Source organism: Parabacteroides sp. D25 (assembly GCF_000307475.1).
GTDB classification, from domain to species: domain Bacteria; phylum Bacteroidota; class Bacteroidia; order Bacteroidales; family Tannerellaceae; genus Parabacteroides; species Parabacteroides distasonis.
Genome location: NZ_JH976505.1, coordinates 124,266 through 138,216, shown reverse-complemented (window position 1 = coordinate 138,216; position 13,951 = coordinate 124,266). Strand labels below are relative to the sequence as shown.

Below are 13,951 nucleotides of genomic sequence, written 5' to 3'. Positions count from 1 at the left end.
ACAACAAAGTAATAACAGACGATAGTTGCTCAACTATCCATTAACATAAGAATCATGGGATTTAATGAGTTTATGACGAAGCTGTTCGGCAATAAGTCGCAGCGTGACCTTAAAGAAATCACACCTTACGTAGATAAGGTAAAGGCCGTATATCCGTCAATCAAGGCACTCTCGAACGATGAGTTGCGTGCGAAAACAGATGAGATCAAACAACGTATCCAAGACTACGTAGCCGAGGAGAAAGCGCAAGTGGAAGAGCTTCGCAAAGGCATCGAGGATAAGGAACTGGAAGAACGTGAGGCGATCTGGGCCGAGGTAGATAAAATTGAGAAAGCCATCACGGACAAGATGGAAGTAGTACTGGAGCAATCCTTGCCCGAGGTATTCGCCATCATGAAAGATACGGCCCGCCGTTTCGCCGAGAATGAGGAAGTGGTAGTTACCGCTAACCAATTCGACCGGGATCTGGCCGCTCGTTTCGACTTTGTCCGCATCGAGGACGATAAGGCGATCTACGCCAATCACTGGAAAGCCGGTGGTAACGAGATCACTTGGGATATGATCCATTACGACGTTCAGCTATTCGGTGGCGTCGTTCTTCATAAAGGTAAGATCGCCGAGATGGCTACCGGTGAAGGTAAGACCTTGGTGGCTACCCTTCCGGTATTCTTGAACGCCTTGACACGTAACGGTGTACACGTGGTAACCGTGAATGATTACTTGTCAAAACGTGACTCCGAGTGGATGGGACCGCTTTATATGTTCCACGGGCTTTCCGTAGACTGTATCGATAAGCACCAGCCGAATTCCGAGGCTCGCCGTAAGGCTTATGAGGCGGATATCACGTTCGGTACGAACAACGAGTTCGGTTTCGACTACTTGCGCGACAATATGGCGATCAGCCCGAAAGACTTGGTACAACGCAAGCATAACTACTCCATCGTCGATGAGGTGGACTCCGTATTGATCGATGACGCTCGTACGCCGCTGATCATCTCCGGACCGATCCCTCGTGGCGAGGAACAATTATTCGAGCAATTCCGCCCGAACGTGGAGGTTGTCGTGAACGCGCAGAAAGACCTTTGCTCCAAACTATTGATCGAGGCCAAGAAGAAAATGGCTAGCGACGACCAGAAGGTCGTTGAGGAAGGCTCTATCCTTCTGTACCGCTCCTTCAAGGGATATCCCCGCAACAAGGCGTTGATCAAGTTCTTAAGCGAGCAAGGCGTAAAGGCCCAAATGTTGAAGACGGAAGAATATTTCATGTCCGAGAACATGCGCCATATGCACGAGGCGACCGATGAGTTGTATTTCGTGATCGACGAGAAGAACAACAGTATCGAATTGACGGATAAAGGTATCGACCTATTGACCGGTAAGACGGACGACCCGACCTTCTTCGTACTTCCCGATATCACTTCCCAATTATCCCAATTGGAGAATATGACAGGAACCGAGGAAGAGAAACAGGCCCAAAAGGACGAGATATTGGCGAACTATTCCGTCAAGAGCGAGCGTGTACATACCATCAACCAATTATTGAAAGCTTACACCTTATTCGAGAAGGATGATGAGTATGTGGTTATGGACAACAAGGTCATGATCGTTGACGAGCAGACGGGTCGTATCATGGACGGACGTCGTTATTCCGATGGCCTGCACCAAGCGATCGAGGCTAAGGAACGTGTAAAGGTAGAGGCCGCTACACAAACATTCGCCACGATCACCTTGCAGAACTACTTCCGTATGTACCATAAGTTGTCCGGTATGACCGGTACGGCGGAGACGGAAGCAGGCGAGTTCTGGGATATCTACAAATTGGACGTAGTAGTGATCCCGACCAACCGACCGATCGCCCGTAACGATATGAACGATCGTATCTACAAGACAAAACGTGAGAAATATAACGCTGTTATCGAGGAAATCGTTCAGCTGACGGAAGCAGGCCGTCCGGTATTGGTGGGAACAACATCCGTAGAGATCTCCGAGCTATTGAGCCGTATGCTTACGATGCGTAAGATCCAGCACAATGTATTGAACGCTAAGTTGCACCAGAAAGAGGCCGAGATCGTGGCCTTGGCGGGTCAAAAGAGTACGGTTACGATCGCTACCAACATGGCCGGTCGTGGTACCGATATCAAGCTGTCCAAGGACGTGAAAGACGCAGGCGGTTTGGCTATCATCGGTACGGAACGCCATGAGAGCCGTCGTGTAGACCGTCAGTTACGTGGTCGTGCCGGACGTCAGGGAGACCCGGGTTCTTCCGTATTCTTCGTTTCACTGGAAGACGACTTGATGCGTTTATTCGCTTCCGAGAAGATCGCCGGCTTGATGGATAAGCTTGGTTTCAAGGAAGGCGAGGTTCTGGAGCACAATATGTTGAGCAAGTCCGTAGAACGTGCCCAGAAGAAGGTAGAGGAAAACAACTTCGGTATCCGTAAACGTCTGTTGGAATACGACGACGTGATGAACTCGCAACGTAACGTAATCTACACCCGCCGTCGCCACGCCTTGATGGGAGAGCGTATCGGTCTGGACGTATTGAACACGATTTACGATACTTCTACAGCTATCGCCGATCAACACGCCGAGGACTTCGAGGGCTTCAAGTTGGAATTGTTCAAGACATTCGCCATGGAAAGCCCGTTCACGGAAGACGAATTCAAGAGCATGAAACCGGAGCAACTCGTAGAGAAATTGTTCGAGGAGGCATTGAAGACTTATAAACGTCGTATGGAACGCATGACGCAAGTCGCTCACCCGGTCATCAAGCAAGTGTACGAGAATCAAGGAGCGATGTACGAGAATATCATGATCCCTATCACGGACGGCAAGCGCATGTATAATGTATCTTGCAACCTGAAAGAGGCTTACGACACGGAATGTAAGGCAATCGTTAAATCCTTCCAGAAATCAATCGTATTGCATATGATCGACGAGGGATGGAAAGAGCATCTACGTGAGATGGATGAGCTGCGCCACTCCGTACAAAACGCTAGCTACGAGAACAAGGATCCTTTGTTGATCTACAAACTTGAATCTTACAACCTGTTCAAGACAATGGTAGACAACATGAACCGTAAGACAGCCGCCATCTTGATGCGTGGACAGATCCCGGTACGTGAGGAGCCGACCGAGGAGCAACGCCAAGCCATGCAAGCCCGTCAAGCGGCCGTAGCCCAGCAAGCCGCCCAAGCGATCGCCGAGGAAAGAGCCCGTCAACGTATCGCCGTACAAGAGGCCGCCCCGGAGAAGCACGAGGATATGAGCCGTTACCGCACGGAGAAAACAGACTTGAGCGGAAACAACACCCAAGCCGAGGCACCTCAACCGAAGCAAGCTCCGGTCCGTGCCGAGAAACGAGTAGGACGCAATGATCCATGTCCTTGCGGAAGTGGCAAGAAATACAAGAACTGCCACGGACAAGGTTTATAAGGAACAAGAAATAAGATAAAAAAAGAGGGACAGAATACCAATCTGTTCCTCTTTTTTGTATATTGCAGGCATATAAACCCATTAAATGCTACCATTATGATTATTGGAATTCCAAAAGAAATCAAGAACAACGAGAACAGGGTAGCTCTTACTCCCGCCGGAGCCAAAGAGTTGGTGAAAAGAGGTCATACCGTGTATGTGCAACACACGGCTGGTATAAACAGTGGTTTCGCCGATGACGCCTATGTGGCGGCAGGGGCCCGGATACTCCCGGCCATTGAGGATGTATATGGAATTGCCGAAATGATCGTAAAAGTAAAAGAGCCGATCGCCAGCGAATATCCCTTGGTACGCAAAGGACAGCTTGTCTTCACCTACTTCCATTTCGCATCCGACGAGGCTCTCACCCTTGCCATGATAAAGAGCGGCTCCATCTGTCTGGCTTACGAGACCGTGGAGAACCCAGATCATACGTTACCCCTTTTGATTCCTATGAGTGAGGTGGCCGGACGCATGTCCGTACAGGAAGGCGCCCGTTTCCTTGAGAAACCGCAAGGTGGCAAAGGCGTATTGCTAGGTGGCGTGCCAGGCGTGAAACCGGGTAAGGTATTAGTTTTAGGCGGTGGTGTGGTAGGCCACAACGCCGCCTTGATGGCCGCCGGGCTAGGCGCCGATGTCACGATTGCCGACATCTCGCTTCCCCGCTTGCGCTATCTGTCCGAGACGATGCCGAAAAACGTGAAGACATTGTTCTCTTCCACGCATACGATCGAACAGGAATTACCCACAACCGATTTAGTGATCGGCGCCGTATTAATCCCCGGAGCCAAGGCCCCGCACTTGATCACCCGGGATATGTTGAAGTTATTAAAACCGGGCAGCGTATTGGTAGACGTAGCCATCGATCAAGGCGGTTGCTTCGAGACCTCCCATCCGACTACGCACGCCAATCCGGTTTATGAGATAGACGATATCCTCCATTACTGCGTAGCCAACATTCCGGGAGCGGTCCCGCAGACTTCCACGTTAGCCTTGACCAACGCTACCCTGCCGTACGTGATCAAGCTTGCCGACAGAGGTTGGGAAAAAGCCTGCGAAGAAGATCCGGGCCTAGAACTGGGATTAAACATCGTGGAAGGAAAGATTGTCTACCCCGCCGTGGCTGAGGCTTTTCCTTCACTCAAAGCATAAGTTTCAAAGAATCTTTCATCAGTAGGGATTGCCGTAAGCAATCCCTTTTTTATGTTTTCTATTTTTATTGTTTTCTAAAAAACGTAAAATATCTTGGCTTCTTTTCCCGCACGCCTTAACTTAGAGCACAAAATCAATCAAATTTAATAATTACCATGAAGAAAATTGTTTTATTAGTGGCTTTATGCCTATGTGTCGGAAACCTATTCGCACAAGACGCTGACAAATTAAGAGATGAAGGTGACGCTGCTTTGAAAGCAAAAGATTACGCTACCGTCGTAACAAAATACGGCGAATACTTGAAACAAAACAATTACCAAGACACCGCCCGTATCTTCAATTGCGGATACGCCGCTAATCAAGCGAAGAACTACGCCGAGGCCGCCAAATACTTCGACATGGCCGTTAAGATGAACTACAACGTAGACGACTCTTATGTAGGCGAGGCTATGGCTTACCGTAACTTAAACAAGACTGAAGAATTCCTGACTACGGTAAAAGAGGGATTAAAAGTGATTCCCGATGGAAACAAGAATAAGACCAATCTGGAAAAGTTGCTTTACGGTTACTGCATCAAACAAGGACAAGCCGCCCAAAAGAAGGGAGATCTGGCCGGTGCCGAGAAAATGTACAAAGAGGTCCTAGCCGTATCGAACAAGGATTACCAGAGCAACGCTTACTACAGCCTTGGCGCCATGCTGTATGGCAACGGAGCGAAGATATTACAGGCCGCTACCCCGATCGCTACTTCCGAGCCGGATAAATACAACGCCGAGAAAGCGAAAGCCGACAAAGACTTCAAGCAAGCGAAAGAATATTTGACAAAGGCTGTCGAACTCGACCCGAAAGACGAGAACTCCAAGAAGATCCTCGCTTCTATCAACGACATCCTGAAATAAGAAAGAGGACTTTATTCATACAAAAAAACCTCCCGGATCACATAGAAAAGTGATCCGGGAGGTTTTTTGTATCTAGCTGTAGAGACATACGCTACTTGAAGAAGAAGCGGAAGATGTCATTTCCATTCGCATAGATCAATAAAGCGAACAGGATAAACATACCTGCCATTTGGGCATACTCTAGGAATTTATCGCTCGGTTTGCGACGGGCCACTACCTCATAGATCAAGAACATCACGTGTCCGCCATCCAAGGCCGGAATCGGCAAGATATTCATGAACGCCAAGATGATAGATAGGAAAGCCGTACGTTCCCAGAAAATCCGCCAATCCCAGACAGACGGGAACAATCCGCCGATCGTACCGAAACCGCCCAAACTGGAGGCACCTTCCTTCGTAAACACATATTTCATGTCGTTCACATATCCCTTCAAGGTATTAATACCTAATTTAATACCGGCGGGGAACGACTCGAAGAAACCGTATTTGCGGGTCACGGTCTGATAGAGATCCGTAGGCAACATCACCGCTACGCCAATTTTCCCGGCCGAGTCCGTCCTCATGGTCAAGGACTCCAACTGGCCGTTCCGGTAGAAATCTACTGTCACCTCTTCACCCTTATTCTCTGACAATAACCCAGAGGCATCATAAAACGTCGGGGTAGCCACACCGTTAATAGCCACCACGCTATCCTTCGGCTGCATGCCGGCAAGAGCCGCCGGGGCATTCTTGTCGGGAAGCTCACGAACAACCATCGGGATACGCAAAGGATCGGCGAAGCCTTTTCCGTCACGCATGCAACGTTGCATCATATCCTCCGGTATGGAGATCACGGTCTCCCGCCCGTCACGGAGCACCGTCACGGTCTTTGCCTCCACCACCTTGCGGAAACTGTCGCTACCGAAACGCTCCAACTCCTCATTGTCCGCTCTCAGCAAGATATCACCGTCCTGAAAACCGACGTTCTGGAACGTCTCGCTATAATTCATACCCATCTTCATGTTCTTCAAGGGCAAGTACGTATCGCCCCACGTAAACAAGATCATGGAATAAATAAACAAAGCCAGCAAGAAGTTGAACACCACGCCCGCTACCATAATCATCAAACGCTGTCCGGCCGGCTTGGAGCGGAACTCGTAAGGCTTGGGCGGCTGGGCCATCGCCTCCTTGTCCATACTCTCGTCGATCATACCGGAGATCTTACAATATCCTCCCAACGGAAGCCAGCCTACACCGTATTCCGTGTCACTGTTTTTCGGCTTGTACTTGAATAGCGAGAACCACGGATCGAAGAAGAGGTAGAACTTCTCTACCCGCACCTTGAAAATCCGGGCGAAGATAAAATGCCCGAACTCGTGGACAATCACCAGTATCGATAAGCTCAAGATGAGCTGTAACGCCTTAATCAAAAAAGTTTCCATCTACTATTGTTTGTTCTGTTTTAAATTATTTCAAAATAACTCGGCCGCCAACCGCCTAGCCTCGGTGTCGGTAGCCACGTAATCCTCATACGAGGGATTGACGATAAACGAGGCTTTCCGCATAGTCCGCTCGATCACGTCGCTCATTTGCAAGAAGCCGATACGATCTTGCAGGAAGGCAGCCACCACCACCTCATTGGCGGCATTCAAGATACAGGGCATATTCCCTCCTTGGCGGGCCGCCTCGAAAGCGAAAGCCAAGTTGCGGAAACGTTCCATATCCGGCTCCTCGAACGTCAAAGTCGAATATTGGTTAAAATCCAGACGGGGCGCCATGCTCCTCATACGTGTCGGAAACGAGAAAGCGTAGGCGATCGGCAATTTCATGTCGGGAATTCCCAGCTGGGCGATCACGGCGCCATCCTCAAACTGCACCATCGAGTGGATCACCGACTGTGGGTGCACCACCACCTGTACCTGATCCGGCGTGACATCGAACAACCATTTCGCCTCGATCATCTCGAAGCCCTTGTTCATCATCGAGGCCGAGTCTATCGTGATCTTCGCCCCCATCGTCCAGTTCGGATGCCTCAAGGCCTGCGCCTTCGTCACGGTAGCCAGCTCCTCCAGCGTCTTCCGCCGGAACGGACCGCCGGAAGCCGTCAGCAAGATCTTCTCGATCGAATTATCGTACGCACCTGTTAAACATTGAAAAATGGCCGAATGTTCCGAGTCCACCGGCAAGATAGGCACCTTATGCTCGGCGGCCAGCTTCATGATCAGCTCGCCGGCCACGACCAAAGTTTCCTTATTCGCCAAGGCGATCGCCTTTCCCGCCTTGATCGCCGAGATCGTCGGTCGCAAGCCGGAATAACCCACCATCGCCGTCAGCACCATATCGATCGGCTCCGACTGCACCATCTGGGCGATAGCGTCGGCACCCGCCCATACCTTGATCGGCAAGTCCTCCAAGGCCTCTTTCAGCTCGGGATATTTCCGCTCGTTGGCGATCACCACCACCTCCGGCATATATTTCCGGGCCTGATTGATCAATAAGTCCACTTGGTTATTCGCGGTCAAGGCATACACCTCGAAAAGATCGGAATGCTCGCTCACTACCTCCAAGGCTTGGGTTCCGATGGAACCGGTCGAGCCTAATATCGCTAACTGTCTTTTTTTCATGGAATATCAAAAAGCTATATATTCTTCCGGATTCACAGGATTGCCCTTATACCACAACTCGAAATGCAGGTGCGGCCCGGTAGACAACTCTCCCGTATTCCCGACCAAAGCGATCGCCTCACCGGCTACCACATGGTCTCCCACCTCTTTTAGCAACAATTCGTTGTGCTTATAAACCGAGATGAATCCGTTCTTATGTTGTAATTGAATTACGTTTCCGTGGTTCGGATCGAAACCGGTATAGATCACCGTACCATCCAACGTAGCCAAGACACTCTCCTTCGGGGCCGCGGCCAGATCCACGCCATAATGATGGACATCCGTCTCATAATGAGAGGTGACCACGCCATTCACGGGCTTATAGAAAAAGACCCCCTCGGTCGGGACCTTGCCCGGGTCGGTCAATACCGATAAATTATATTTCTCCTCTTCCTCGTAATCTTTCACGAAGCGAGTCTCTTCCTTGCTACGAGGAATCTCATAGTTAATATCGTTGCTAGCCAAAGAATCTATCTGGCGGATCGAGTCCAAGGGCATCGTACCGGAAATGATTCCGGCCACGTTATCCAGATAAAGGGACTGGATCTCGATCATACGCTCCAACGAATCCGCCCGCAAGGCATTCTGCATAATCTCCTTGCGAACCTCCACGTCGAGATAACCCGGCAAGTAGTTGCGAATCGGTGTCTTGATGATGATAAAAGCGGTAACGGCGATCAAGAAAAAGGCGAACACCGCCAAAGTGACAAACGCCGATAACTGCGAAAGCCGGAAAGACCACACCTCCTCCAACGTCCCCTCATTGATGAAGGAAAGTTTATATTTAAACCGGATCCGGTGCCAAAACGATTTCGTATTCTTCTTTTTCAACCCCTAATCTTCAATTATAAATTCTCAATTATAAATCAATCAGTCCCTCCGGCAAAGACACAGTGAGGCTACGGGCCTCATGGTCGGCCTCGGTGATCAACTCCTCCACGGCTGGGATCAACAGCTCCTCGCCTTTATGATCGACACGCAGAAGGACGTTGATTGTCGTCTCATCCACGTCTGTTATCTCTCCTAAATAGCCTTTCTGTACGTCCGTCACGGTATAACCGATAAAACTGTCCCACGTCATATCCCCCACGAGATCCTCCTCGTCCACGGCGTCCAAAGGATAAAACACCTCCTTGCCCACAAACATACGAGCATCCTCCTCGGAATTCACGTCCTCCAGTTTCACCAAGACCACCGTATCGGTCTTATAGCGGAAATCCTCCACGAAGAACGGTACCAAGATACCATCCATCTCGCAAACAATGTACGGGTCCTCGGCATCTTCCAGCACATCGCTATTCGTCACCAACGACAACTCCCCCTTGATGCCATGGGGCTTGGCAAACTGCCCGATCTTGAAAACCTCTTCTTCTCTAATCATCGCCTAAAATCTTTAAATCCTCGTGATACGTGCCCCGATCCGGTTCAATCGCTTATCGATCCCTTGATATCCCCGGTCGATCTGGTCTATATTATGGATCGTGCTGGTGCCCTCGGCGCTCATGGCGGCGATCAGCAAGGCGATACCCGCACGGATATCCGGGGATACCATCGTAGAGCCCCGTAACTTGAAGCGGTTGCCCAGCCCGATCACCGTAGCCCGGTGCGGGTCGCAAAGGATGATCTGGGCTCCCATATCGATTAGCTTGTCCACAAAGAACAAGCGGCTCTCAAACATTTTCTGGTGGATCAGCACGCTTCCCACGGATTGCGTAGCCACTACGAGAAATACGCTCAGCAAGTCCGGTGTAAGCCCCGGCCAAGGAGCGTCGGCGATGGTCATGATAGAACCATCGATAAACGTATCGATCTCGTAGGAATCATGCCGGGGGATATAAATATCATCGCCTCGCTGCTCCACGGTAATACCCAAGCGGCGAAAAGCGTCCGGGATGATCCCCAGCTTATCATATCCTGTATTCTTGATGGTGATCTCCGATCCGGTCATAGCGGCCATACCGATAAAGCTACCCACCTCGATCATATCGGGGAGGATGGTATGCTCCGTGCCGGAAAGCGACCGTACACCTTCTATTGTCAATAGGTTAGAACCGACACCTGAGATTCTCGCTCCCATGCGGTTCAGCATCGTGGAAAGTTGTTGCAGGTAAGGCTCGCAGGCGGCGTTATAGATCGTCGTCACCCCCTCGGCCAGCACGGCAGCCATCAAGATATTCGCCGTTCCGGTCACGGAAGCCTCGTCGAGCAGCATATAAGCGCCTTTCAACTGGCGTGCCTCTATCTCGTATACTTGCCGCTCGGCGTCGTAGCTAAAGCAAGCGCCCAGCTTCTGGATTCCCACGAAGTGCGTATCCAGCCGGCGTCGCCCGATCTTGTCGCCACCCGGTTTCGGGATCAGCGCCCTGCCGAAGCGGGCTACCAACGGGCCTACGATCATCACGGAACCCCGCAGGCTACCACTCTTGCGCAGGAACTCCTCGGTACGTAAATACTCCATGTCCACGTCGTCCGCCTGAAAGGTATAGGTATCGGCGGACGGATGCTCCACCTTGACCCTCATATCCCTAAGGAGCTGGATTAAGTTATTCACGTCCAAGATATCGGGCACATTGTGTATGGTCACCTTCTCCGGTGTTAGCAATGTCGCACAGATCACCTCCAGCGCCTCATTCTTGGCGCCTTGCGGGACGATCTCGCCGGACAAGCGATAACCACCTTCTATAACGAACGAGCTCATCTGCCTTTACGCGTAAAGTTTCTTTTGTGGGCGCCACTGTTATTACGGGCCAATATATCACGGCTCTCGGCCAGTTTATGTTCCTCCTCGCTCAATACGATCTTGCTGCCGGAGAGTTCGTCCAGATCCTTGAAGATCTTACGGTCGTCCACGCTTTCCTTGTTCCAAGTAAGGAACGATTTCTTCATCTGGTTGGCCAGCAGTCGCACGAGCTGGTCTTTCTCCATGCCGGGTTGCAGCTCCGTGGCCTTGCGGATCATCAGCTCCAAGGTCTTTCCGTAATGGCGGTAGCGTATACGGTTATTGTTGTACGGGATACGAGGCGGACGGCTATACAGGTTCTCCTTCTTGATGATCTCGTACGGATAGTCTATATCGAGCTTAAAATCGGCCATGATCGCCAGATGATCCCAAAGGATATGCTTAAAGTCGTTTACGTCACGCAAGTGCGGGAACATGTTTCCCATGATGTTGATAATCGTGTTGGCGCAACGCTTACGCTCTTCCCTGTCTTGGATAGTCACGCAATAGTCCACCATATTTTGGATATTGCGTCCGTATTCGGGCAAAGTCAATCTTTTTCCTTCTGTATTGTATTTCATTCTTTACATTTTGTTTATCGCGAAGATAGGTATATTAATTGAGAATTGAAAATTGAGATTCGAAAGTTACCTCTCGTTAGGCTTAATTATCAATTCATAATCTACCACGTCCAGCCACCGCCCGAATTTCAGCCCTACTTTCTCGAAGTGGGATACTTTTCTGAACCCCAGCTTCTCATGCAGCGAGTAGCTGGCCTCATTCCCCTCAGTGATGCAGGCGATCAGGGCGTGGTAGCCGCCTGCCCGACATTCCTCGATCAGCCTTTCCATAAGCTGCCGGCCGATCCCCTTGCCCTTGTATCTCGGGGATAAATAAACGGTGGTCTCAAGCGTATATTTATAAGCTGCCTTTTCTTTCCACGTATGGGCATAGCAATATCCCACGACCTCATCCTGATCCACGTACACCAGATAAGGATAGCTCGCCGAGATCCCGGCTATGCGACCCTCCATCTCCTCCACCCGCAAAGGTTCCGTCTCAAACGTAGCCACGCTATTCACGACATATTCATTGTATATATCCACGATCGCCTTGGCGTCTCGCAAACTCACATTCCGAATCATATTCATTTCGCTAAAACAATCCGATCCGGGAAAGAATCTCTCTTTGCCCGGACCGGATCTATCATCGAGTCAAATAACTATTTTTTCTAAGCCTTCTACTCAGACAAGGCCTTGATCACCTCTTGGTTCGCCTTGCGCACCTCGGCCTCGTTGATCTTGATCACTTTACGGTCGTAGGTCATAAGGCCGTTCACCTCGCCCTCCACGTCCGTGGTTTGCGTGTAGACAGCGGCGGAGAAACCCTTCGGGACCATCGCCTTCAACTCCTTGGCGTACTTCACGTACTCGGCGGTCACCTCATCGCTATTCTTAAACTGTACATAGCCCCAGTTGCGTTTATTCCACCACAAATGGTTCTCCACGGCCAAGCCGATACCACCATACTCGCCCAATACGTTTACACGCACCGGATCGAACAGGTACATCGCCGGGGCCGGGTAATTATGCAAATCCAAGATATCGCCGCACGCACGGAAATTACCGCCACTGGCCGGATTCACCAGACGGGAAGGATCGTATGTTTTTGTCCACTCGGCAGCCTTCTCGGTATCGAACTGGCCCCAAGCCTCGTTGAAGGGCACCCATACTACTACGCTAGGATTCGAGACGCACAGGTCCATGATCTCCTTCCACTCCTTGTAATAATTACGGATAGACTCCTCGGTACGCTCCTTGTCGGTTCCACCGTTATACGTATGAGGCGCCCATTGGTTACCCATGTCGCCGCTAGGCATATCCTGCCAAACCAGCATACCTTCCTTATCGCAATGATAGTACCAGCGGGCCGGCTCTACCTTCACGTGCTTGCGGATCATGTTGAAGCCCCACGCTTTCGTCTTCACGATATCATACAGCAACGCCTCGTCCGTGGGAGCCGTGTAAAGCCCGTCGGGCCACCAGCCTTGATCCAGCGGGCCGTATTGGAACAGGTTCTTGTTGTTCAAGCGCATACGCATGATGCCGTTGGCGTCACGCTCGGCGGATATCTTACGGAAGGCGGTGTACGATTTCACCTCGTCCACCTTCTTGCCATTCTTCGACAAGCTCACCTTCATATCATATAAATAAGGATTGGAAGGTTCCCACAACGTAGGATTTTGCACGGCCAAGCGTAATTCTGTCCCTTGTACGCCCTTGGCGGTAGCAACCACCTGCCCCTTATCGAGCAAGCTGACCTCCACGATGTCCGACACCGGGGAGTCGGAACAAGCCCCGACCGTCACGCTCATCACGCCATTATCGATATTCGGGATCGCCTTGATAGAGGTGATATGCGAGGAAGCGACCGGCTCCAGCCATACGGTCTGCCAGATTCCGGTGACCGGCGTATACCAGATTCCCTCCGGGTTGGCCACTTGCTTTCCACGGGGTTGGTAGCCTTTATCGCTCGGGTCCCATACACGCACCACCAGCTTATGCGTACTTTTGCCATTCAGATAGGGAGTGATATTCAAGGAAAACGGGGTAAAGCCTCCCGTGTGGGAACCGATCAGGATATCATTCACGAACACGTCCGCTTTCCAATCCACGGCGCCGAAGTTCAACAAGATATCTTTTCCTTTCCATGAGGAGGGCACCGTAAAGGTTCGTTTATACCACAACTCATTCTTCTCCCCCACTTCTTTTTGCACGCCGGACAAGGAGGATTCCACGGCGAACGGCACCAAGATATTCCCATCGAAACTCGTCGGCTCTGCCCGTCCTTTTGGAAGGATAGCGTATTCCCACTCGCCGTTCAAATTCTGCCAATCCGCACGTTCCATCCCGGGGCGTGGATATTCTGGCAATACATTCCGGGGATCTACTTTCTCAGCCCAGTCCGTCTTGATCTTGTCTCCGGCGGGCTTCCACTGCGCCCCGGCGCTACAAATCGTTGCGAACGCACAAAAGGCTAACAATAATTTTCTCATGATATTATTTA

General features: G+C 50.8%; 11 protein-coding genes. 3 read left to right on the top strand and 8 right to left on the bottom strand.

The window, feature by feature from the left end:
• Window positions 1-54 precede the first annotated feature (54 nt).
• The 3 genes from secA (at window position 55) to HMPREF0999_RS15070 (ending at window position 5,525) form a co-directional block, all read left to right on the top strand.
• Window positions 55-3,435 carry a preprotein translocase subunit SecA gene (secA, locus tag HMPREF0999_RS15080; RefSeq protein ID WP_005855607.1) on the top strand — a complete coding sequence of 1,127 codons (3,381 nt, stop codon included), beginning with the start codon at window positions 55-57 and terminating at the stop codon, window positions 3,433-3,435.
• A 96-nt stretch (window positions 3,436-3,531) separates the two neighbouring features.
• Complete coding sequence (gene ald, locus HMPREF0999_RS15075; RefSeq protein ID WP_005855604.1) at window positions 3,532-4,626, top strand: alanine dehydrogenase; 1,095 nt, start codon at window positions 3,532-3,534, stop codon at window positions 4,624-4,626.
• A 155-nt stretch (window positions 4,627-4,781) separates the two neighbouring features.
• A complete protein-coding gene (locus HMPREF0999_RS15070) occupies window positions 4,782-5,525 on the top strand; it encodes a tetratricopeptide repeat protein (protein WP_005855602.1) in 744 nt (247 codons plus the stop codon).
• A 91-nt stretch (window positions 5,526-5,616) separates the two neighbouring features.
• Here the strand turns inward: HMPREF0999_RS15070 and rseP are convergent, their stop codons facing one another.
• From rseP to HMPREF0999_RS15030, 8 genes are all read right to left on the bottom strand, one after another.
• Window positions 5,617-6,945: an RIP metalloprotease RseP gene (gene rseP / locus HMPREF0999_RS15065; RefSeq protein WP_008780932.1), complete on the bottom strand. Its 1,329-nt coding sequence runs from the start codon at window positions 6,943-6,945 to the stop codon at window positions 5,617-5,619.
• A 30-nt stretch (window positions 6,946-6,975) separates the two neighbouring features.
• Window positions 6,976-8,127 (bottom strand): 1-deoxy-D-xylulose-5-phosphate reductoisomerase, encoded by a 1,152-nt coding sequence (locus tag HMPREF0999_RS15060; RefSeq protein ID WP_009276294.1) that lies wholly within the window; start codon window positions 8,125-8,127, stop codon window positions 6,976-6,978.
• A gap of 6 nt (window positions 8,128-8,133) precedes the next feature.
• The gene (locus HMPREF0999_RS15055; RefSeq protein ID WP_008780930.1) at window positions 8,134-8,997 is read right to left on the bottom strand and encodes a M23 family metallopeptidase; all 864 of its coding nucleotides are present in this window, start codon (window positions 8,995-8,997) and stop codon (window positions 8,134-8,136) included.
• Window positions 8,998-9,025: 28 nt separating this feature from the next.
• Window positions 9,026-9,547, bottom strand: a complete 522-nt coding sequence (rimM, locus tag HMPREF0999_RS15050) for a ribosome maturation factor RimM (RefSeq protein ID WP_008780929.1) — start codon at window positions 9,545-9,547, stop codon at window positions 9,026-9,028.
• A gap of 12 nt (window positions 9,548-9,559) precedes the next feature.
• Window positions 9,560-10,864 carry a UDP-N-acetylglucosamine 1-carboxyvinyltransferase gene (gene murA, locus HMPREF0999_RS15045; RefSeq protein ID WP_008780928.1) on the bottom strand — a complete coding sequence of 435 codons (1,305 nt, stop codon included), beginning with the start codon at window positions 10,862-10,864 and terminating at the stop codon, window positions 9,560-9,562.
• Entirely contained in the window at window positions 10,861-11,466 is a 606-nt protein-coding gene (locus tag HMPREF0999_RS15040; protein ID WP_008771685.1) for a DUF4290 domain-containing protein, read from the bottom strand. The genes murA and HMPREF0999_RS15040 overlap by 4 nt, the downstream gene beginning before the upstream one ends.
• A 66-nt stretch (window positions 11,467-11,532) precedes the next feature.
• Window positions 11,533-12,030 carry a GNAT family N-acetyltransferase gene (locus HMPREF0999_RS15035; RefSeq protein WP_009276293.1) on the bottom strand — a complete coding sequence of 166 codons (498 nt, stop codon included), beginning with the start codon at window positions 12,028-12,030 and terminating at the stop codon, window positions 11,533-11,535.
• Between the two features lie 95 nt (window positions 12,031-12,125).
• Window positions 12,126-13,940 (bottom strand): glycoside hydrolase family 2 protein, encoded by a 1,815-nt coding sequence (locus tag HMPREF0999_RS15030; protein ID WP_009276292.1) that lies wholly within the window; start codon window positions 13,938-13,940, stop codon window positions 12,126-12,128.
• Window positions 13,941-13,951: the final 11 nt, after the last annotated feature.